Below are 21,613 nucleotides of genomic sequence, written 5' to 3'. Positions count from 1 at the left end.
AATTGAAACGTAAATAATTACTTATCAATAATGATTTACTGAAATATGATACTGAAAAGAGTGAGAAATATCTTGTGTTTGGCTGTTGTCTTATTTCAGACAATTGCAATGAATAGTCAAAGTTCTGCCGGGAAGTTGACCTCGTATGTCAATCCGTTTATAGGTACAGGCGCTGTTGACAAGAGTCTTTCGGGGAATAATTTTCCAGGGGCTGTAGTACCTTTCGGGATGATTCAGCTGAGTCCCGATACCCGCCATGCTCCTGATTGGGCGCAGGCTTCGGGCTATGATTATAACGATAAAGTAATAGTCGGATTCAGCCATACTCATCTGAGTGGAACGGGTGTTGCTGAATTTTTTGATGTGCTGCTGATGCCTACAACCCAGAATTTGGGTACAGGCGATAAAAATTATCTATCGACAGATAACCTGTATGAATCGGAATTTTCTCATAAGCAAGAATCGGCTTCCCCCGGATATTATCAGGTCGATTTATTGAAAGACAATATCAAAGCGGAACTGACAGCTGCCGAAAGAGCAGGATTTCATCGTTATGCTTTTCCTCTGGGAGCTCAAGCTAATGTGATCATAGATCTGGATCATTCATTAAATAAAGGCAGTTGGTCTACTCGTATAATCAATTCCCAGATCAGGCAGATCGATGAGTATACACTGTCGGGTTATCGTCTGATTACAGGATGGGCGAAATTGCGGAAGGTATATTTTTATATTCGTTTTTCCAAGCCTATAAAAGGGAATGTGATACTTGACGGTAACAGATTATATACCGATAACAAAGTTGTGAATGGCAGCGGACTGCGTTCGGTATTTAACTTCGGTCAGCAGGATTCGGTTCCGCTTTTGGCGAAGGTCGGCTTATCGGGCGTGAGTATCGAAAATGCCCGTCAGAATCTGGATGCTGAAATTAAAGACTGGGATTTTGATTACGTTGTACAACAGGCAGGAGAAAAATGGGAGAAAGAACTGCAAAAAATACAGGTTGAAGCGACAGAGCTTCAAAAAGAGATTTTTTACACAGCCTTATATCATACACACATTCAACCCAATATCGTGTCAGACGTAAATGGTAATTATACGGCGATAGACTATACCAAGGCTCATGTTTCTGACGGTCAGAGAGCTCAGTATTCAACCTTTTCATTGTGGGATACTTATCGGGCAGCTCATCCTTTGTATACTATTTTACAGCCCGAGGGTACAGCTGATTTTGTGAACAGTATGCTCAGTCAGTACAAAGTATACGGCTATTTGCCTATATGGCAGCTATGGGGGCAGGAAAACTATTGCATGATCGGTAATCATGCCATTCCGGTGATTGTTGATGCAGTCTTAAAAGGAGTACCGGGTATAAATGCCGAAGCTGCATATAAGGCTGTCAAAGAATCGTCTTTGATCTCACATCCCAATTCGCCATTCGATGTATGGGAAAAATACGGATATATGCCCGAAAATATACAAACTCAGTCGGTATCTATATCTCTTGAAATTGCCTATGATGACTGGTGTGTGGCTCAGCTGGCTAAAAGGCTAGGAAAGAATGATGATTATAAGCATTTTATGAAACGTGCTCTATTTTACAAGAATTTGTATAATCAAGAGACTTCGTTCTTCCAATCGAAAGACGATAAAGGTAATTGGCTGACTCCGTTCGATCCCTTCAAATACGGTTCTAATGGTGGTTATCCGTTTACCGAAGGCAACGCTTGGCAATATTTCTGGTATGTTCCGCATGATATGAGTACATTGGTTGAAATGGTTGGCGGAGATAAAGCCTTTGTGAAAAAACTGGACGATTTCTTTACTCTTGGACATGATGAAAATAGCGGCGAATTGAATGATAATGCATCCGGATTTATCGGGCAGTATGCACACGGCAACGAACCCAGCCATCATGTATCCTATTTATATAACTATGCGGGAGAACCTGCTAAAACCCAATTTTATGTAAATAAGATACTCACCGAATTGTATGATACTACATCGGCCGGATATGCAGGTAATGACGATTGTGGCGAGATGTCTGCTTGGTATGTATTCAGTGCATTAGGCTTTTATCCCGTTAATCCGGCGAATGGTGTTTATGTTATCGGATCGCCTTTGGTTACGAAAGCTGTTATTGATGTAGGGAGAGATAAGACCTTTATTATATATGCTCCACGTAAATCGGAAGATCAGATATATATTCAGTCTGTAAAGTTAAACGGAAAACCTTATCAGAATACGTTTATCCGTCATTCGGACATTGTAAACGGTGGTACTCTCGACTTTGTTATGGGTAATAAGCCTTCGAAATGGGGAGCAGAGCCGAAAAATAGACCTGTTGATTTTTGATAATAAAATAAAAACAGATAAATGTAAAGTTCTCATTTATAAATAAAATACATATGAAAAAAACTTATTTATTATTTACTCTGTTAGCTATTCTGTTTTTGTCTTCCTGCGGGCAGTCATCCTCAGTAAAAACAGATAAATGGTTAGTGAAATATAACGAGGAAGACAAATCTATAAGAATAGAGAAAAATTCGAAACATCTTGTTGAAGGTTTATATGCTTCGTTCAAATTAGGAGATAAACTCATTACCTCAAAAGATTATGCAAAAAGTGCATATAAAACAAATGCAGTCAGTGATGGTTTCGGGCAGGGATCGGTATTCGAGATAACTTATACATCGGATAGCTTGCCGAGACTAGTGCAAACTTTTTATGTGTATAATGATAAAGATTATATCCTTACTGATATTCAATTAGAGGATGCTGTTAAAGATGTTTCGTCTAATTATATGGCTCCGGTGAATATCGACCGTGTAGGACATTTGCTGCCTGAAGGAGATAACAGAGCATTATTCGTACCTTTCGATAATGACGCTTGGGTGAGATTTCAGGCTTATGCTTTTACATTCGATAAACTGAGAAGTTACGAAGTAACAACTATTTATAATAATCAGACCCGTAACGGATTGGTTTTAGGATCCGTAGAACACGATAATTGGAAAACAGCAGTGGATATGACTAAAGGCGATTTGAATAATATAGGTTCGCTAGTTTGTTACGGAGGGGTTGCCGATTCCTTGACCCGTGATACCAATGTACATGGATCTTTAACCGGAAAAAAAATAAAATCGCCCAAAGTAATGATCGGCTTTTTCGACGATTGGCGTACCGGAATGGACGAATACGCAAAGGTAAATGCAATAATTGCTCCTTGTAAAGAATGGAACAAGGCGGTTCCTTTCGGTTGGAACAGTTGGGGAGCATTGCAGTTCAATATGCGTCCGAATCATGTAATGGAAGTATCGGATTACTTCAAGGATAAATTGCAGAACAATCATTTTGTCAGCCCTGATAATCTGGTTTATATAGGGTTGGATTCGGGCTGGAATATTTTTTCGGAAGACGAGTTAAAAGACTTTGTGCAAAAATGTAAGGCTAACGGACAGATTGCGGGTATTTACTGGACTCCATTTACGGATTGGGGTAAAAATCCCGAAAAGGATGTGGAAGATGCTCCCGGATATAAATTCAAGGATATTTATATATATGCACAAGGAAAACCTCAGGAGTTTGACGGAGCATACGCCATTGATCCTACTCATCCGGCAATAGCACAACGGATGAAAGTGACATCGGATCTATTCCGCCGTTGTGGCTTTGAATATGTGAAGATGGACTTCATGGGGCACGGTGCAATGGAAGGAGACAAATGGTACAGACCCGAAATCAGAACAGGAATTCAGGCATACAATTATGGTATGGTGCTATTGAATAAATATTTTGGAGATATGTTTCTTAATCTATCTATTTCACCTGTTTTTCCGGCTCAATATGCCCAATCTCGTCGTATTGCCTGCGATGCGTGGAATAAAATAAAAGATACTGAATATACCATGAATGCCGTATCATACGGTTGGTGGATCGATAATGTGTATCAGTTCAATGATGCAGATCACGTGGTATTGCGTGATGCAACCGAAGGAGAAAACAGAGCCCGTATTACATCCGCTGTTATTACCGGATTGTTTATTGCTGGAGACGATTTCAGTAAAACCGGAGATAAAGGAGTTAAAGCGAGAGCCGAAAAATACCTAACTAATGCAGCTGTCAATGCTGTGGCTGTAGGTAAGTCGTTCCGTCCGGTGGAAGGTGTTGGCGAGAAATCTGAAAATCAGTTTGTATATACAGATAAAAAAGGAATAACTTATCTGGCTGTTTTCAATTATACTGATAATGACAATAATTCTGCAATTCCTTATGAAAGGATAGGACTTGATGTAAATCAGGTGTTGAAAGTGACAGAGCTCTGGAGTGGTTTACAACTGGACAAAAAGGCTCAATTGGCTATTCCCTCCAAAGATGTGAAACTATTGAAAATAGAGAAATAAGGAAGGGATTGAATATGAGAAGTTTTAAGATGAAAAGAAAAGCTTTGCTGGTTTTGTTGATCAGTGCTTTTTTGAGCATACAGGTGGCTGATTCGCAAGAAAACAGCCACTTACATAAACTTTGGTATGAGCAGCCTGCTAAAGAATGGATGGAATCCATGCCATTGGGTAATGGTCGGATCGGAGCAAATGTTTTTGGTGATGTATATAATGAAACTGTTGCTCTGAATGAGATTACAATGTGGTCAGGCGATTATGATGCCAGACAGCAACGTACACTCGAAAAAGGAAAACTTGCAGAAATAAGAAAAGCCTTTTTTGATGGGAATCTGGCGGAAGGAAATCGGTTAGGTACGGAATATCTGGCCGGAACACCCCATTCATTCGGGTCGCATGTTCCATTGGGAGATCTGAAAATGAAGTTTATATATGCCGATAATCATATCTCTGATTATAAACGGGTTTTAGATCTACGTACAGCTATTAATCAGGTTTCGTTCCAAGCCGGTGATGTCCGTTATATACGTGAGTATCTTTGCAGTAATCCCGATGATGCTTTGATTATCCATCTTTCGGCAGATAAATCGAAAAGTGTCAATGTTAATTTATCGTTTGCTTTATTGCGTGAAGCAGATATTACGGCTCGGGATAACGGTATTGAAATAGAGGGGCAGGTTTCTTTTCCGAAACAAGGTCCCGGAGGCGTGAACTTCAAAGGCAAAATAGCTGTAAAGGCAAAAGAAGGGACAGTTACTGCCAAAGGTGGTATGGTATCTATAAAAGAAGCATCTGAGGTTACTATTGTTTTTGATGTGAGAACGGATTATAGTAATCCGAATTATCAACCCGACTGTTTACAAACTGTACAAAAAGCTTTGGCTAAAGATTATAATGTATTGAAGCAGGCGCATGTTGCCGACCATTCCCATTTATATGATCGTGTCGATTTATTTTTAGGAACAAGCTCTAATGATAATTTACCTACCGATAAAAAATGGAAATTGGTAAAAGACGGAGGCTGTGATGTTGGGCTAGATGCTTTGTTTTTCAATTATGCCCGTTATTTGTTGATTGCTTCTTCGCGCGAAGATTCGCCATTGCCTGCAAATCTTCAAGGTATATGGAACGATAATCTGGCTTGCAATATGGGATGGACTAATGATTATCATCTGGATATCAATACTCAGCAGAATTATTGGCTGGCGAATGTCGGTAATCTGCATGAATTGAATAAGCCTTTGTTCAATTATATAGGACATTTGGCTCAATATGGAAGTAAAACGGCTTCCGAAGTATATAGTACTCGGGGGTGGACTGCTCATACTGTCGCTAATGTATGGGGATATACAGCCTCGGGATCCGGTGTTAACTGGGGATTGTTTCCTACTGCCGGTTCGTGGATTGCTTCTCACTTGTGGACGGAGTATTTATATACTCTCGACCGTGATTTTCTGCGTAATACAGCTTATCCTTTGCTGAAAAGTAATGCTGAGTTTCTAATAGACTATATGGTGAAAGACCCGAAAAGCGGTTTTCTGATGACAGGACCGAGTACATCACCCGAAAATTCATTCAGATATAAGGGAGACGAACTTTCATTGTCGATGATGCCTACCAGTGACCGTTTATTGGTTTGGGAGACTCTTACGTCTTGTATAGAGGCATCCAAAATTCTGAATATAGATGCTTCATTCAGAAAAGATATGGAGAAGGCGATAAAATTACTTCCTCCATATAAAATTGGTAAAAACGGCGGATTACAGGAATGGTTTGAGGATTTTGACGAAGCTCAGCCTAATCACAGACATACAACTCATTTACTGGGCTTGTACCCTTTTCATCAGATTACCCCAGTACAGACACCTGAGTTAGCCGAAGCTACCCGTCGTACTATGGAATTGAGGTTAGCTGCTAAAGGATGGGAAGATGTGGAATGGAGCCGGGCGAATATGATCTGTAACTATGCCCGTTTGTTTGATGCTGAGAATGCTTATAATAGTGTTGTATTACTTCAACGGAATTTTACACGTGAAAACCTGCTGACAATTTCACCGGTAGGTATAGCCGGAGCTCCTTATGATATTTTTATTTTTGACGGAAATGAGGCTGGTGGTGCAGGTATTGCCGAAATGCTCGTTCAAAGTCATGAAGGGTATATTGAGTTTTTACCTGCATTGCCAAAAGCATGGAAAGACGGATCTTTTAAAGGTCTATCGGTAAGAGGTGGCGCAAATGTTGATCTGCAATGGAAAGAAGGTAATGTTGAAAAAGCCAAGATTACCGCTGTAGCCGATAATAGTTTTGTTGTGAAATCTGCTCATGATGCACTTGTCCCCTTATTTGTAATTAATGGCGAGCAGATCATGCTCAAACAAAAAGGTGATGGGTTTTTCCGTTTTTCTTTAAAGAAAGGTGATGTGATGGAACTTATTTATAGAAAATAATGTTTCGGACTTTTTTAGTGCCCAGGATTGCTCTGTAATCGGCATTTTTATCTATAAGTGAAGTCGTAGGCAAGAAATAAAGGTAACAGGTGAAAATATGTGATTTTGATGTGACTTTTGTAACCTTTTTTGATGTATAATCTTGATAAATATGTCTGCTGTCTTATTATTGATTATAATTAATAGATTTAGTCACTTTTTATGTAAGTTTGCTATTGTAAAAATAAATATTCAAACAGGTCTGAAACCTTAATTGAGATTCCTTAAATTTAGAATCATGACACAGATTAATCGATGTTTTTTGATAGTGATAATGTCTTGTATAGCATTATCGGTTTCTGCGAAAATTTCTCTTCCAGCTTATTTTTCCGATAATATGATTATCCAGCAAAAGAGCAGCCTGGTTTTTCCGGGAAAAGCTGAGGCTAATAAGAATGTAGTGGTGGAAACCGGCTGGGATGGAAAGAAGTATACAACCAAATCAGATCCGAATGGAATATGGTCTGTTGCGGTGAGTACACCCGAAGCGGGAGGACCTTACACCATTTCCATATCGGATGGGGAAGTATTTAAACTGACTAATGTATTGGTTGGCGAAGTATGGCTCTGCTCTGGACAGTCTAATATGGAAATGCCTCTGGCAGGGTGGGGCAAGGTTTTAAATTACGAACAGGAAATTGCTAATGCCGATTATCCGTCGATTCGTCTTTTACAAGTAAAGAAAACGACTTCAGTAGTTCCTCTTGATGAAGTTCAGGTAAATATGGAGGGATGGCAGGAGTGTACACCTCAATCAGTAAAGGAATTTTCTTCGGTAGCCTATTTCTATGCCCGTAAATTATGGGATGAACTTAAAGTCCCAGTTGGTGTGATTGATTGCACATGGGGTGGAACCCCCGCCGAAGCATGGACAAGTTTCAATACCTTACAGCATGTTTCGGGATATCAGGAGTCTGTTTCTATGCTTAAGGAGTCTGGTTTTGACAGGCAAACACTTCTGAGTAATTATCAGCAGAAAATAGATAAACACAACCATGATCTGATTGGTAAGGATAAAGGTTATGTAGATGGTCGTCCTATCTGGGTATCTCAATTACAACAAGGCAGTGACTGGAAAGAAATGGTATTGCCGGGAAACTGGGAAGCAAAAGGTTTGAAAGACTTCGATGGTATTGTTTGGTTTCAGAAAGAAATAGATATACCGGCTTCATGGGAGGGAAAGCCAATAGCGTTAAGCCTTGGTATGATCGATGATGAGGATATCACATACTACAACGGGGTTGAAATTGCAAAGGGTGCAGGCTATCAGACTCCCCGAAATTATACTATTCCTGCAGCTTTGGTGAAAAAAGGTAAAGGGGTGATAACAGTCCGTGTAGCTGACTATGCAGGAGAAGGAGGTATAACCGGAAACTTATCTGCCAAGTCGGGAAATGAAATAATTGCTTTATCCGGATCGTGGAATTATCAGGTGGGAATGTCTCTGAAAGACTTGCCTCCTATGCCGCTTTCGCCCGAAAGTTCAGGTTATCCAACCGTATTGTATAACGGTATGGTAAATCCATTGATTAAGTTCCCTATAAAAGGAGCTATTTGGTATCAGGGTGAATCGAATGCCGAAAGGGCAGACAGATATGCACGGTTGTTCCAGTCTATGATTACTGACTGGCGCGAAAAGTGGGGTTATGAGTTTCCTTTTTACTTTGTTCAGCTTGCTAATTTTATGGCTCATCAGGAGGTTCAGCCTGATTCTAAATGGGCTGCGTTGCGAGAAGCTCAGTCTGAAGCTCTTCATCTGAAAAATACAGGTATGGCTGTGGCTATTGATATAGGCGAGGCAGGAGATATTCATCCTAAGAATAAGCAGGAGGTTGGAAGACGCCTTGCTTTATTGTCTTTGTCGGATACATATAAGAAAAGTGTAGAGTCAAGAGCTGCTTATATGACTGATTATTATGTGTCGGACGGAGCTTTGGTTCTGTTGTTTAACGAAACTTTGCCTGTATCGTCGGCAGTAAAAGGTTTTATTGTGGCAGGAGCTGATAATGTATATTATCCGGCTGTGGCTACTATCGATGGAAATAAGATAATTCTTAAATCAGCATCGGTTAAAACTCCTTTGGCTGCTCGTTATGGTTGGGCAGATAATCCTGAGTGTACATTGAAAAGTAAATCGGGATTGCCTGTTGCACCGTTCCGAACAGATAAATAGGATTACCTTATTGAGTACTGATCTAAAAAGCAAGAGGTGTCTTTCGTATAGAAAAGATACCTCTTTTTTTGTTATTAAGTAAATGAACGTGTTTAATGATGTAATTTCAAATTATGATAAGCTTAGGTTGTTACTTTTACCAAAGTAATAAATAGGTCTATGACCTTATTTATTCAATTTTTGTTTAATCCATCTATTCGCCGGTATTTCGAAATATTTGAAGGAAATAGCCGAAATGATAATGGTAATAATGATAGCAAGTATGAATACCGAAAGTTTAGGGGCGGATATACCCAACAGAAAGTAGGCCCTTTTTACATACCATAATACAATTCCGTGGAACATGTAAAACGCAAAACTGATTTCTCCAAGCCAAACGAATTGTTTATTCGCAAGAATTTTGGATATATATCCCGACTGAAAGTAAAAGACGGAGATAACCAATCCAATAGGTATCCAGTACCACAATGAGTGGCGATATACTTGAGGTATAAAATATGCAGCGGTATAAAATAGCAGAAATACGATGATAGCAGATACTTCGGCGAAGGTTGCACTGTATCGTTTTTTCAGGTAATCAGGGTTGATGGTTCTACAGAGATTATACAAGAAGATACCAAGAATAAAATCAAGTAACCTGACCGGAGGGAAGGCGTAGAAAAACCATTCTTCGTCTTTCATTCCTCCGAATATAGGACACAGAGCAATCAGCAGAATCGAAGCACTTATAAATGCTATATATAGTTTACGTGGCGATCCGGTCAGCCATTTAAGTATAAAAGGAAACAGCAGATAGAAAAACATTTCATCCGAGAGGCTCCATGCCGCGGCATTAAAGCGGATTTCGTCTGTCGGGTAGAAACTTTGGGTTAAAGATATATTTGATAGAAGATTGGTTATGTAGGGAACATTTAGGGGATGGTCTTTCCTCATATATACCCAGATAAGCAATGTGAGTATATGCAATGGATAAATACGAGCCAGCCGATAGGTATAGAACGTTCTCTTTGATATATCATTCTTGACAAATCTTTCCTGATAAGTATATGCCAGAATGAAACCACTTAATACGAAAAAGAAACTGACTCCTGCATATCCTTCATAAAAAAAATGGTATAGAAAAGGGTTCTGGCTTTTTTCGAAAAGAATAGAATGGCTCATAAAAACCATAAAGGCAAATATAAATCGAAGTGAAGTCAGAGGCTTTATCATACTGAATATCCGTTGCTGAGTGACAAATGTAATGTAATTTCTTATCAACGTATGTCTTATTTCATACTAAGTTTAAATCTCGGGAAGTATTCTGTTTTGGTTGTATTTTCTAGAAAAATAGAATATCCTTTTTTGATTTGAGCTTTAATTGTTTTAACTTTGACTGTCCAGCTAAATAAGTTTATTGTATCTTTTATTCAAAATTGGAAATGACAAACCTGACTACACTCGAAAAAGCTCTCCAAATAGCGGTTAATGCACATCTTGGACAAAAAGATAAGGCTGGAAAGCCTTATATATTTCATCCGTTGAGAGTTATGAATCAGGTGGCTACAACCGATGAAAAAATAGTGGCTATATTGCATGATGTTTTGGAGGATACGGATTTGACTTCTCAGGATTTATTGAAAGAAGGCATTCCTGCTTATTTGGTAGATGCTATTGTTTCGTTATCAAAGGATGAAAAGGAAACTTACGAAGAGTTTATAAGGCGTGTTTCGTGGAATCAGATAGCTGTGGCTGTAAAAATTGCGGACATTAAAGATAATTTAGATGTTTCGAGATTATCCGTTATAGTAGAAGAGGATATAAACAGGTTGAAGCGTTATCTGAAAGCTTTAGAATTTCTGGGGAAGGATAAAAAGTGATATTGCTTTAACTTCTCTTATCAATGAAGTTCCATCATTAGGGATATATAATTATAATACTGTCATTCAATAGTTAAAATGTTTCATTCGAAACATTTGTAATACATACATTTATGTCGAAGAAGAACAAAACATTAACGGTGCTGTTTCAAAACAATAAAAAGAGGCTCTCGACTATTTATTATAGATACATCTTTCTTATTATCATATCGCTAACCATTCTTGTTGGTGTCTTGTTCTATAAGTTGGATGCTCATATAGCATTGTTTGGGGATACGCCTTCGGCATTAGGCGAATATGTAAAGACGGTAGCTACGGTTTTGGGGGGAGCCTTGGTTCTTCTTGGTTTATGGATAAATAACAGGAGAGTTGCAGAGCAAATACGGCAAAACAATATTGCAGAAAAAGGACAAATAAATACCCGTTTCAAAGATGCAGCTACATTGTTAGGCAGTGAGAATGTAAGTTCTATTCTTTCCGGAGTATATGCCCTTCATCAGATTGCATCGGAATCCTCGGTTGGAGATGAGATCCAAAAAGGATATGTTCGGATTATACATGATATTCTGTGTGCTTATGTAAGGGAAAATACCGAAACTATAGTGAAAGAAGATGACGGTCGCGAATGGCGTGTAAATAGTAAACCTACTATAGTCATACAAACTATAATAAAGGTTTTATTCAAAAACAACGAATTTATTTATAGCGATTTGATGACTGATTTATCGAATTGTATATTTGAAGACACTGATTTTGATAATGCATATATTGCGAATGTCGATTTTTCAAAAACGAAATTCATTAGGTCAACAGCTAATAATTGTAGTTTTGTTGCCTGTTATCTCGAGAATACATTTATTGATGAAGTTAATTTTTCGGGAAGCAGTTTTGATAAGGTTGTATTTGATAACTCTCATATAAAGAATTCTTCTCTTGCAGAATCGAAATTATCTGAATGTGATTTTTGGGATGTAATTCTTTATAAGACTACTTTCGAAAAAGCCAAGATGAAAAAGATTGATTTCAAAAATGCAATTTTTGAAGAAGATGTGATTTTTAGTGATACTGCTCTTGCCGGATTTACATTGGACGAGATTGCCAAAGATTCATTGAATATGACTAAAGCCTGATCTCCTTTACTGCATTCTATGTGCGATTTTAGAGAGCAGGCTTGCTAGAGGATATCTTTTTAGACCAGAGTTACTTCTATATCCCGGTCTCTAAGCATCTCCAGAACATGTCCGGGAGCATTACTGTCTGTTATAATATGATGTATCTTGTTTATATCACAGATTTTGCAGAATCCTCTTTTTCCGAACTTTGACGAATCGGTGAGGACAATTATCTTTTGCGAAGCGTCGATCATTTGCTGATTAATAAGTGCTTCGCTCATATTACTGGTTGTGAGTCCGTAATCGATGTCAATTCCATCTACACCCAGAAATAGTTTGTTACAGGATAAACTCTTTAGTATATTTTCAGCATAGTGACCTATAACCGAAACTGAGTTCTTTCGTAGGCTTCCTCCAAGTTGTACTATTTCCATATTTGGGTTGTAACACATTGCAAGGGACACCTTTACTGAAGACGTTATAACCGTAATATCGGAGTTTAGGTCTATTTCGTTGGCAAAGGCCAGCAGCGTGGTTCCCGAGGCTATAATGATTTTGTCATTCGGCTCAAGAAGCTTGCATGCTGCTTTTGCTATCGAGACTTTTTCTTCGATATACATTTTTTCTTTTATGTCAATATGTTTATCGGTAATAATAGAGCTCAGGCTGCTGGCACTACCATGATTTCGATACAGCATCTTTTTGCTTTCGAGATATTTTAAGTCTTTACGGATCGTAACTTCCGAAACTCCGAGCTTTTCGCTGAGGTCTTGAACTTTTACATATCCGTCTTTCTTAAGTTCTTCTATAATCGATTTATGTCGCTGTGCAATGTTTCCCATGTCATTAATTATTTTCTATTACTTAAAAAGTCAGACTCTTTTTTTAGTTGTCATGTCTATATTCATGTTTGTAAGAAAATGAACGCAGATCAAAACATTACAAATATAATAATAAAACTTTATCTATTCTTTATTATCTGAAATCTGTACCTAATAAAACATATTTACATCTTTTTTTGTTTCGTAATGTTTCATATTTGGGTTTTATCCACCGTTAATAGATATTAATTAATTTCGAATTGGGTATAAAAAGTTTCGATTTTATTTTTTTTATTCAAATACATAATTAACTTTGTCGGTAAGCTAATAAATAGGGTATATGAATAGAGATAATAATATAAAGAAAATATCAGACACCACAATCTTATGGGATGTTGTGGTTGTCGGGGGAGGAGCTACAGGTTTAGGGATTGCCGTGGATGCTGCTTCGCGCGGCTATAAAGTTGTACTGTTGGAACAGTCTGATTTTACAAAGGCAACCTCCAGCAGAAGCACAAAGCTTGTGCACGGAGGGGTTCGTTATCTGGCTCAGGGCGATGTAGGCTTAGTTGTTGAGGCTCTTCGGGAACGTGGACTTATGAGGAAGAATGCACCTCATTTGTTTCATGACCAGAGGTTTATAATAGGAAACTATAAATGGTGGGAAAAGCCGTTTTATACAATAGGACTTACTGTTTATGATATTCTAGCAGGAAAAAGAGCATTAGGTCGATCGCTTGCCATGAGTAAGGCTTCGGTGTTGAAAGAAATTCCTCAAATCGTGACCCATAACCTTCGGGGTGGGGTCGTTTATCATGATGGTCAGTTTGATGATTCCCGTATGGGGATTAATCTGATGCAGACAGCTCTTGAGCAAGGTGCGGTTGTTGCTAATTATATGAAGGTGGTCGGTTTATTGAAAGATGGTTCAGAACGGATATCCGGAGTGAAGGTTGTCGATGATTTGAAAGGTGGAGAATATACTCTCCGTTCGAAAGCAGTGATTAATGCTACTGGTATATTTGTTGATCAGGTGATCAAAATGGATTTACCCGAAGATGATGATATAGTTCGTCCAAGCCAAGGTGTGCATTTGGTTGTGGATAAGTCTTTTCTGGGAGGAGATACTGCTATAATGATCCCTAAAACAAGCGATGGTAGGGTGATGTTTGGCGTTCCATGGCATGGTAAAGTAGTATTGGGAACAACTGATACTCCTTTGAAAGAGTCTGTTCTTGAGCCTAAGGCTTTAGAGGAAGAGATAAATTTTATCTTAAAAACTGCAGGAGAGTATTTGGTTAAGAAACCTACCCGTGCTGATGTTTTATCTGTTTTTGCAGGGTTGCGGCCATTGGCTGCACCGAAGAAAAATGCAGACGGGCAGAAAACCAAAGAGATATCACGCAGTCATAAAATAGTAATATCGAAGAATGGCCTGGTAACTATTACCGGAGGAAAATGGACTACCTATCGAGATATGGCTGAAGATGTTCTGGATAAGACTATTGTTGAGTGCGGTTTAACACATAAGGCATGCGTTACAAAGAGTCTGCATATACACGGTTATAAGGAAAACGTTGATCGATCTGACTTTAGTTATGTATATGGCAGTGATTACGAGAAAATACAAAAAATACAAAAAGATCGTCCTGATTTGGCCGAAAAGCTTCATTCGCGGTTTGATTATACCGGAGCAGAGGTTGTTTGGGCGGTAAGAGAAGAGATGGCATTGACAGTCGAAGATGTATTGGCTCGCCGTTTGAGAGCTCTGTTTATTGATGCCCGTGCTGCGATAGATATTGCTCCGAGCGTTGCTGAAATTATGGCTGAAGAATTGAATGAAGGTATTGACTGGCAAAAAAAACAGGTAGCGGAGTTTATAGAACTTGCTCAACATTATTTGTTGGTTCCTTATAAGGGTACATAACTATCTTATCTGGTAATCTGTGTGCGTTGCTTCGTATTTAGAATTGAAAGCAGTTTTATCGTAAAATAAAAAGGTCTGAGACCTATAACCTAATTTATACACATCATGGAAAAGTACATTTTAGCATTTGATGCAGGGACAACAAGCTCCCGTGCGATTGTTTTTAATCATCAGGGAGAGGTGTGTTCTGTTGCACAAAAAGAATTTCCTCAGATATTTCCTCAAAGCGGATGGGTTGAGCATGACCCTCATGAAATATGGGCTTCACAGGCTGCGGTGGCAGCAGAGGCGATAACCAAAATCGGAATAAACGGTACTAATATTGCCGGAATAGGTATAACTAATCAGCGTGAGACAACTATTGTTTGGGATCGCGAAACCGGAGAGCCTGTGTATAATGCTATTGTATGGCAAGATCGGCGGACTTCCGAATATTGTGATAAGCTGAAGAATGAAGGGTTGTTGCCTGTCATTAAAGGCAAGACCGGATTGATTGTTGATGCTTACTTTAGTGCAACGAAGGTTAAATGGATTCTGGATAATGTTGAAGGTGCCCGAAAAAGAGCAGAAGAAGGTAAACTAGCTTTTGGTACAGTTGATACATGGATTGTTTGGCAGCTGACCCGTGGAGAAACTCATATTACAGATGTGTCTAATGCGTCTCGTACTATGCTTTATAATATACATACATTGGAATGGGATGAAGAGTTATTGAATCTTTTCAATATTCCGGCAAGTATGCTGCCAAAAGTATGTGCTTCCAGCGAGATATACGGTTATACTAAAACTACAATTTTTGCATCCAAAGTTCCTATTGCAGGTATTGCTGGTGATCAACAGGCAGCATTGTTCGGGCAGATGTGTATCGAGCCGGGAATGGTTAAAAATACGTATGGTACAGGCTGTTTTATCTTGATGAATATGGGTGAAAAGCCGGTGGCTTCGAAAAATAATCTGGTGACTACTATTGCCTGGCAGATAAATGGAAAAACTCATTATGCGTTGGAAGGAAGTATTTTTGTCGGAGGAGCTATTGTTCAATGGTTAAGAGATGGTTTGAAGGTGATCAATTCTTCATCAGAAATAGAAGCTCTGGCGACTCAGGTTCCGGATACAGGAGATGTTTATTTTGTTCCTGCTCTCACCGGATTGGGTGCTCCTTATTGGGATCAATATGCCCGGGGAACGATTGTGGGTATATCAAGAGGTACTACTGCTGCTCATATAGCAAGAGCCGCACTCGAAGGAATAGCATATCAGACTATGGATGTTCTTAATGCCATGGTGTTAGATGCCGGGGTTGGACTAAAAGAGTTGCGTGTTGATGGCGGTGCTGCCCGGAATAATCTTTTGATGCAATTTCAGGCTGATGTCTTGGGTAAAAACGTAATTCGTCCTCAAACTACAGAGACTACAGCTTTGGGTGCTGCTTATTTGGCAGGATTGGCTGTTGGTTTTTGGGAAAATATCGAAGAAATCAGTAAGCAATGGCACGTTGAAACTACTTTTGTTCCGGATGAGAAAGTGGATATGTTACTAGCTAAAAAGAAATGGTCTGAAGCAGTATATCGTGCGCAGTCATGGATAAAATAGAGTCTTGATTGAGTGAATCTTAAATATTAACTTATAGAACTGTTAAAAAACTTTTTACTTTACTACAAACACCATCATTTTATTAAAAGCTGTCTCTTTCCTGCTCGTTTTTAGCCATACTCAAAATCTATAAAGCAGGAAAGATACAGTCGGAATAAGAACCTTTTTTAAGGTCTCAGGGCTTTTGTCGTCTCGAAAGTATAATGGCTGCAGATAGTTGTGACCCTGAAATAAGGTATTGCGTACAAATTGTTACTTAATAATATACCTTTTAAAATTAAAAACTATGGGACTGGATATTCTATTCGAATTTATAGGTACAGCTGTTTTGATCCTGTTTGGAGCAGGGGTATGTGCCAATGTGAGCCTGAAAAAAACTTTGGGTCATAACTCGGGTTGGGTTGTTATTGCTTTTGGTTGGGGATTTGCTGTTTTTGTAGGAGCTTATATATCAGGTCCATATTCAGGAGGACATCTCAATCCGGCTGTAACCATTGGTTTGGCATTGGCCGGAACATTTAAAGGGAATGTAATCGGATATATAATTGCTCAAATGTTAGGTGCTATAGTTGGGGCTGTATTAGTCTACCTGATGTATATGCCTCATTTTGATGCGGAAGAAAATCCTGACGCAAAGCTGGGGGTATTTTGTACAGGGCCTGCTATTAAAAATTTATTCAGTAATTTCTTTAGTGAATTGATCGGGACTTTTGTGTTGGTACTGGGTATTCTGTATGCTGCCGGAGCTCAGATTTCAGGTCCATTGCCTGTGGCAATACTGATTGTTGCAATAGGTATGTCTTTGGGTGGGACAACCGGATATGCTATAAATCCTGCTCGTGACTTAGGTCCTCGTATTGCTCATGCTATTCTTCCTATAAAGGGCAAACGTGATAGTAATTGGGGGTATGCCTGGCTTCCTGTTGTGGCTCCTGTTTGTGGTGCTGTTTTAGCTGCTTTGGCATATATCGCGCTTAACTCTCTTTAGTGTGCTTGATCTGAGTAAGATGTGATTGTAAATACTCTTATTATTAGATCGTTATAACCTTAAAATATTACACTAACATTTTTATTATCATGAAAAATATAAAATCAATACTGTTAGGATTTTTTTGCTTTTGCTTTTCGGGCATTTTACTGGCTCAGGAAAGCGAAGTGTACAAACCTGTCGATTTTTCTTTACAATTGAAAAATATGCACTTGTGGAGAGGTTTGCAGATAACAAGTTCGGCTGTTACTGATGTCGATCTGAGGGTCAAAGATAAAAACGGAACCTTTACCGGCGGTTTATGGGGTGGAGCTGGAACTGATGGGGAATTTAAAGAGTTTGATTATTATTTTACTTTCTCGAAGTCCGGTTTTACATTTGCTGCTTGGGATATCTATAATTTTTCGAAAGATGCTACTTATAACAATAGGCAGGTGTTTAATTACAGTGCACGTGAAACAGGACATTTTATCGATCTTTCATTGGCATACCGTTTTTCGGGTTCTTTTCCGCTGAATATCAGTTGGGCTACAGTTGTTTTTGGTCGGGATAGAGGTGCTTTGAATGAAAAAAATCTTTATTCGACTTATGTGTCAATGGATTATCCTGTATTACGCAGCGATTATATTAACTTGGATTTGGGGATTGCTGGAGCTTTTGCCTTGAGCCCCGAAAAAGGAACGGACGCTAATTTTTATGCAAAAGACGCAGGAATCGTGAATGTGAATGTAGTAGCATCGAAGAAGCTTCAACTGGGAAGTTATATCTTACCTGTGTCTGTTATGGGCATGTGGAATCCTGCAAATAATAATGCTAATATTCAGGTGGCATTGGATTTGATTACTTTCTAGGATTTGGTTATAGAGTTAATTTGTTTTTATTTTCAGTATAATTCGTAATTCCAGGCGGAGGTTGCTTAGATCAGCTTCCGCTTTTTATCTATAATTGAATATTTAATAAAAAAAACTTTCGATTTGTTTTGTAAAAACTTTCGATTTTATTTTTTAATGTTTCAAATTATTGCTTTATTTGTGTGGTGAATCATTAACTAAGAAAACTATCATGATACAGACTAATTCCATAAATCCATTTGATGTTATCATTATAGGGGCAGGGGCGACCGGTGCAGGTATTGCCCGGGACTGTTCACGCAGAGGTTTATCTGCGTTATTGATAGAAAGGTCTGATATTGCAACCGGAGCAACCGGACGAAATCATGGCTTGTTGCATAGCGGGGCTCGTTATGCGGTAACAGATAGAGAGTCTGCTGAGGAATGTATCAAAGAAAACAGGATTCTGAAACGTATAGCAAGCCATTGTATAGAGGAAACAGATGGTCTTTTTCTGAGTTTGCCTGAAGATGATATCAATTACCAATCGAAGTTTGTAGAGTCTTGTATTATTGCTGGTATTAATGCGCATATAATCGATCCGAAGGAGGCCTTACGGCTGGAACCTTCGGCCAATCCGTCGATAATAGGTGCGGTACGTGTGCCGGATGGGTCTGTTGATCCATTCAGATTGACGGCATCAAATATGATTGATGCAAAAGCTCATGGTGCAGAAGTGCTTACTTATCATGAAGTCATCGGACTTCTGAAAGAACAGGATCGGGTGGTAGGTGTTTCGGTTTTTGATCATAAAAAGAAAGAGACTAAAAACATATATGGAGCTATTGTTGTCAATGCCGGAGGCATCTGGGGACAGCATATTTCGTCATTCGCAGGGATAAATGTAAAGATGCTTCCTGCTAAAGGAGCTTTGCTTATTTTCGGACACAGGGTAAACAGTATGGTACTGAACAGGTGCCGAAAGCCTGCCGATGCGGATATTTTGGTTCCGGGTGATACAATTTCGCTTATAGGTACAACGTCTACCAATATACCTTATGATCAGATAGATAATATGATTGTTACTCCTGAAGAAGTGGATATATTGATTAGAGAGGGCGAAAAACTTGCTCCACGATTGGCTCAAACCCGCATTTTACGCGCATATGCAGGAGTAAGACCTCTGGTTGCTTCGGATAATGATCCGACCGGGCGTAATGTAAGCCGGGGAATTGTTTTGCTTGATCATGCCGAAAGAGACGGAGTGGAAGGGTATATTACCATTACAGGAGGTAAATTGATGACTTATAGGTTGATGGCTGAATGGGCTACAGATCTAATTTGTAAAAAATTGAATGTCTCGGCTGTTTGTTCTACTGCTGATGAAAATTTGCCCGGATCAAGAGAAGATATCGAAGAAATAAACCGTAAGATAATTTCCGTACCTACTACGCAACGCAAATCGGCTCTTTACCGACATGGAGATATGGCCGGAGTTTTGGCTGATAATACAGCCGCTGATAATAGCCTGATTTGTGAATGTGAAGAAGTTTCGGTAGGAGAGGTTAAATATGCGCTTGATGAATTGAATGTAAAGAGTTTGGTTGATTTACGGAGGCGTACCCGTGTGGGAATGGGGACTTGTCAGGGAGAACTTTGTGCATGCAGGGCAGCAGGTATTATGGCGAAAGAAAATAAATTCTGTGTGAAAAGAGCAAGAGAGGAGCTTGCATCGTTTCTTAATGAGCGATGGAAAGGCGTTTATCCTATTGCCTGGGGTGACACTTTGCGTGAGAGTGAATATACTACCTGGGTTTACGAGAGTGTATGCGGTTTGAATTTATCTCAAAATAAGGAGGATTGATATGAAATTTGATACTATTATAATAGGAGGAGGATTATCCGGACTTATATGCGGTATTCGCTTGTCGCAGGAAGGGCAGCGATGTGTGATCGTTTCGTCGGGACAAAGTGCCTTACATTTTTCATCGGGGTCTTTCGATTTGCTGAATGCGCTACCTGACGGTTCGGCTGTGTCCGATCCTTTGCTTGCTGTTGGGGATCTGATAAGAACGAATCCGACTCATCCTTATTCTAAATTAGGAAAAGAAAGCTTTAAAGAGTTATCTCTATATGCAGAATCGTTTCTCTCCGGCATAGGGCTTTCCCTGCAAGGCAGTGCACGTAATAATCATTACAGGATTACACCGATGGGGACATTGAAATCAACTTGGCTTACCGTATCAGACTTTGGTATAAGCGAATCTGATTCTGAGTTGCCATGGAAAAAGGTTTCTATATTTAATCCTGCCGGGTTTCTGGATTTTTATCCACAGTTTATAGCTGATGAATTTCTGAAACTGGGAACCGAAAGTAATATTGAGATTTTTGATCTTCCCGACCTTGATTATCTGAGACGGAATCCCAGTGAGTTGAGAGCAACTAATATTGCACGCATCTTGGATAAAGAGAGTAATCTTGATCTGTTTTCAAAAATATTAAATGACCGTAGTGGAAATAGTGACGCTATTATAATTCCGGCGTGTATCGGGCTTAAATCCGATTCGATTAGCCATCTGAAAAGAATGGTATCTAAACCTATATTTTTGCTGCCGACATTGCCGCCTTCGGCTATGGGGATACGGATTCAACAATATCTGCATGATTACTTCCTTCGATTGGGTGGGACATATATGCTGGGTGATAGTATAAAGAAAGCAGATACGGTGGATAACTCTATTACGAGAGTTTATTCTTATAATCATGGAGATATTCCATTTGTCGCAAAAAATGTAGTGTTGGCAACCGGAAGCTATTTTAGTCAGGGACTGATCGCGACATCCGATCAGGTGTATGAGCCTATCTTTAATCTGGATGTAAGTTATTTATCTGACCGCCAGCAATGGTATGATTCTAATATGTTCAAAGCTCAGGGATATCAGCAATTTGGCGTGAAGACTGATAATGCTTTCAATGGATTGAAAGGGGGAGAACCTATTCGAAACCTTTTCGTTTCGGGTGCTATTCTTGAAGGTTTTAATCCTGTAAAAGAGGGTACTGGTGCAGGTGTTTCTATACTAACTGCATTACATATAGCGAATAATATATTGAAGCAAAGTTAAATTTATCTATAGAGAAAGGGATGGGATCGGTTAACAGTTATCAACTGAAAAGGAAAAAGATGACTGATAAAATATATATAAAACGTGTTACTTTTGTCACCTTTTTTCGAAATAACCCAACCTTTTTCGTACGGCAGTTAAATCCCCTTTAGGGGACAGAGTGGTGAAAAAGGAAACATCGCAAAGTGTGCATAAACGGTGTCACTTTTGTAACCTTTTTAGTAAAATGTTATTAGTGAATGTATTATTGATAACTATTATCTGATTATTGATCTCTGATTTTGTTACCATTTTAGAATTTTTTG

General features: G+C 39.0%; 14 protein-coding genes. 12 read left to right on the top strand and 2 right to left on the bottom strand.

The window, feature by feature from the left end; all coding sequences use genetic code 11:
- The first annotated feature begins 45 nt into the window (after window positions 1-45).
- The 4 genes from AABJ51_RS05560 (at window position 46) to AABJ51_RS05545 (ending at window position 9,056) form a co-directional block, all read left to right on the top strand.
- Entirely contained in the window at window positions 46-2,352 is a 2,307-nt protein-coding gene (locus AABJ51_RS05560; protein WP_338374707.1) for a GH92 family glycosyl hydrolase, read from the top strand.
- 53 nt (window positions 2,353-2,405) lie between these two features.
- A complete protein-coding gene (locus tag AABJ51_RS05555; protein WP_338374706.1) occupies window positions 2,406-4,400 on the top strand; it encodes an alpha-galactosidase in 1,995 nt (664 codons plus the stop codon).
- Between the two features lie 29 nt (window positions 4,401-4,429).
- Window positions 4,430-6,844, top strand: a complete 2,415-nt coding sequence (locus AABJ51_RS05550; protein WP_338374705.1) for a glycoside hydrolase family 95 protein — start codon at window positions 4,430-4,432, stop codon at window positions 6,842-6,844.
- 277 nt (window positions 6,845-7,121) lie between these two features.
- Entirely contained in the window at window positions 7,122-9,056 is a 1,935-nt protein-coding gene (locus AABJ51_RS05545) for a sialate O-acetylesterase (protein ID WP_338374704.1), read from the top strand.
- Between the two features lie 165 nt (window positions 9,057-9,221).
- On the opposite strand, the gene AABJ51_RS05540 is transcribed toward AABJ51_RS05545, so the two are convergent.
- Window positions 9,222-10,268 (bottom strand): acyltransferase family protein, encoded by a 1,047-nt coding sequence (locus AABJ51_RS05540; RefSeq protein WP_338374703.1) that lies wholly within the window; start codon window positions 10,266-10,268, stop codon window positions 9,222-9,224.
- A 209-nt stretch (window positions 10,269-10,477) separates the two neighbouring features.
- Between AABJ51_RS05540 and AABJ51_RS05535 the strand changes: the two genes are divergently transcribed.
- Together AABJ51_RS05535 and AABJ51_RS05530 are read left to right on the top strand one after the other, a co-directional pair.
- The gene (locus AABJ51_RS05535) at window positions 10,478-10,915 is read left to right on the top strand and encodes a hypothetical protein (RefSeq protein ID WP_026627500.1); all 438 of its coding nucleotides are present in this window, start codon (window positions 10,478-10,480) and stop codon (window positions 10,913-10,915) included.
- A 113-nt stretch (window positions 10,916-11,028) separates the two neighbouring features.
- Entirely contained in the window at window positions 11,029-12,045 is a 1,017-nt protein-coding gene (locus tag AABJ51_RS05530) for a pentapeptide repeat-containing protein (protein WP_338374702.1), read from the top strand.
- Between the two features lie 59 nt (window positions 12,046-12,104).
- Here AABJ51_RS05530 and AABJ51_RS05525 read toward each other — a convergent pair whose 3' ends face one another.
- Window positions 12,105-12,869, bottom strand: a complete 765-nt coding sequence (locus AABJ51_RS05525; RefSeq protein ID WP_338374701.1) for a DeoR/GlpR family DNA-binding transcription regulator — start codon at window positions 12,867-12,869, stop codon at window positions 12,105-12,107.
- A 319-nt stretch (window positions 12,870-13,188) separates the two neighbouring features.
- Here AABJ51_RS05525 and AABJ51_RS05520 point away from each other — a divergent pair, with 319 nt between their 5' ends.
- The 6 genes from AABJ51_RS05520 to glpB all read left to right on the top strand — a co-directional run bounded on the left by AABJ51_RS05520 (window position 13,189) and on the right by glpB (window position 21,308).
- Entirely contained in the window at window positions 13,189-14,775 is a 1,587-nt protein-coding gene (locus tag AABJ51_RS05520; protein ID WP_338374700.1) for a glycerol-3-phosphate dehydrogenase/oxidase, read from the top strand.
- A 105-nt stretch (window positions 14,776-14,880) separates the two neighbouring features.
- Entirely contained in the window at window positions 14,881-16,368 is a 1,488-nt protein-coding gene (glpK, locus tag AABJ51_RS05515) for a glycerol kinase GlpK (protein ID WP_185095090.1), read from the top strand.
- 286 nt (window positions 16,369-16,654) lie between these two features.
- Complete coding sequence (locus tag AABJ51_RS05510; protein WP_338374699.1) at window positions 16,655-17,356, top strand: MIP/aquaporin family protein; 702 nt, start codon at window positions 16,655-16,657, stop codon at window positions 17,354-17,356.
- Window positions 17,357-17,445: 89 nt separating this feature from the next.
- On the top strand, window positions 17,446-18,207 hold the full coding sequence (locus AABJ51_RS05505) for a hypothetical protein (RefSeq protein WP_338374698.1): 762 nt from the start codon (window positions 17,446-17,448) through the stop codon (window positions 18,205-18,207).
- Window positions 18,208-18,418: 211 nt separating this feature from the next.
- The gene (gene glpA, locus AABJ51_RS05500) at window positions 18,419-20,050 is read left to right on the top strand and encodes an anaerobic glycerol-3-phosphate dehydrogenase subunit A (protein WP_134435376.1); all 1,632 of its coding nucleotides are present in this window, start codon (window positions 18,419-18,421) and stop codon (window positions 20,048-20,050) included.
- Window position 20,051: 1 nt separating this feature from the next.
- On the top strand, window positions 20,052-21,308 hold the full coding sequence (gene glpB / locus AABJ51_RS05495; RefSeq protein ID WP_338374697.1) for a glycerol-3-phosphate dehydrogenase subunit GlpB: 1,257 nt from the start codon (window positions 20,052-20,054) through the stop codon (window positions 21,306-21,308).
- Window positions 21,309-21,613 lie beyond the last annotated feature (305 nt).

The sequence above is a fragment of the Indolivaga capnocytophagoides genome (genome assembly GCF_036511535.1).
GTDB lineage: Bacteria > Bacteroidota > Bacteroidia > Bacteroidales > Dysgonomonadaceae > Dysgonomonas_A > Dysgonomonas_A capnocytophagoides.
Note: the sequence above shows the minus strand (reverse complement) of the source record. Positions and strands in the feature narration are given on the sequence as shown.

Coding starts and splice junctions, on each gene's coding strand:
- AABJ51_RS05525 (WP_338374701.1), bottom strand. CDS start 12,869: ATGGGAAACATTGCACAGCGACATAAATCGATTATAGAAGAACTTAAG.
- glpA (WP_134435376.1), top strand. CDS start 18,419: ATGATACAGACTAATTCCATAAATCCATTTGATGTTATCATTATAGGG.
- AABJ51_RS05545 (WP_338374704.1), top strand. CDS start 7,122: ATGACACAGATTAATCGATGTTTTTTGATAGTGATAATGTCTTGTATA.
- AABJ51_RS05550 (WP_338374705.1), top strand. CDS start 4,430: ATGAAAAGAAAAGCTTTGCTGGTTTTGTTGATCAGTGCTTTTTTGAGC.
- AABJ51_RS05510 (WP_338374699.1), top strand. CDS start 16,655: ATGGGACTGGATATTCTATTCGAATTTATAGGTACAGCTGTTTTGATC.
- AABJ51_RS05560 (WP_338374707.1), top strand. CDS start 46: ATGATACTGAAAAGAGTGAGAAATATCTTGTGTTTGGCTGTTGTCTTA.
- AABJ51_RS05535 (WP_026627500.1), top strand. CDS start 10,478: ATGACAAACCTGACTACACTCGAAAAAGCTCTCCAAATAGCGGTTAAT.
- glpB (WP_338374697.1), top strand. CDS start 20,052: ATGAAATTTGATACTATTATAATAGGAGGAGGATTATCCGGACTTATA.
- AABJ51_RS05530 (WP_338374702.1), top strand. CDS start 11,029: ATGTCGAAGAAGAACAAAACATTAACGGTGCTGTTTCAAAACAATAAA.
- AABJ51_RS05505 (WP_338374698.1), top strand. CDS start 17,446: ATGAAAAATATAAAATCAATACTGTTAGGATTTTTTTGCTTTTGCTTT.
- AABJ51_RS05540 (WP_338374703.1), bottom strand. CDS start 10,268: ATGATAAAGCCTCTGACTTCACTTCGATTTATATTTGCCTTTATGGTT.
- AABJ51_RS05555 (WP_338374706.1), top strand. CDS start 2,406: ATGAAAAAAACTTATTTATTATTTACTCTGTTAGCTATTCTGTTTTTG.
- AABJ51_RS05520 (WP_338374700.1), top strand. CDS start 13,189: ATGAATAGAGATAATAATATAAAGAAAATATCAGACACCACAATCTTA.
- glpK (WP_185095090.1), top strand. CDS start 14,881: ATGGAAAAGTACATTTTAGCATTTGATGCAGGGACAACAAGCTCCCGT.